1 pseudogene is annotated in these 266 nt (G+C 42.1%); it reads left to right on the top strand.

Annotated elements, in window-relative coordinates:
• Nucleotides 1–266 (top strand): annotated as a pseudogene (locus tag PZC42_RS21595) (nucleotidyltransferase family protein); the annotation flags it as partial.

The following is a 266-nucleotide window of genomic DNA, read 5'->3' as shown; positions in this document are numbered from 1 at the left end:
GTCCAACAAGATATCCCGCTCAAAGCAAGAATTTTGCTTTCTCATGCTTACTTCCAGAATATTGCTACAAAAAATAAAATTGATGTTCTGCATATCAAAGGTTATGTTTTTGGAGCTGACACTTATCGCCCAGGTCGTCTGAGCTCGGATGTCGATTTACTAGTCCGGCCTGCCCATGTGGACCGTTTGGTTAACATTTTGCTTGAGGACGGTTGGAGTATTCTTACACATTTTGAGACAGGTTCTATCTTTGAGCATGCCTCAAC

This window comes from Isoptericola croceus (genome assembly GCF_029382255.1).
In the GTDB taxonomy this organism is placed as follows: Bacteria; Actinomycetota; Actinomycetes; order Actinomycetales; family Cellulomonadaceae; genus Isoptericola; species Isoptericola croceus.
Note: the sequence above shows the minus strand (reverse complement) of the source record. Positions and strands in the feature narration are given on the sequence as shown.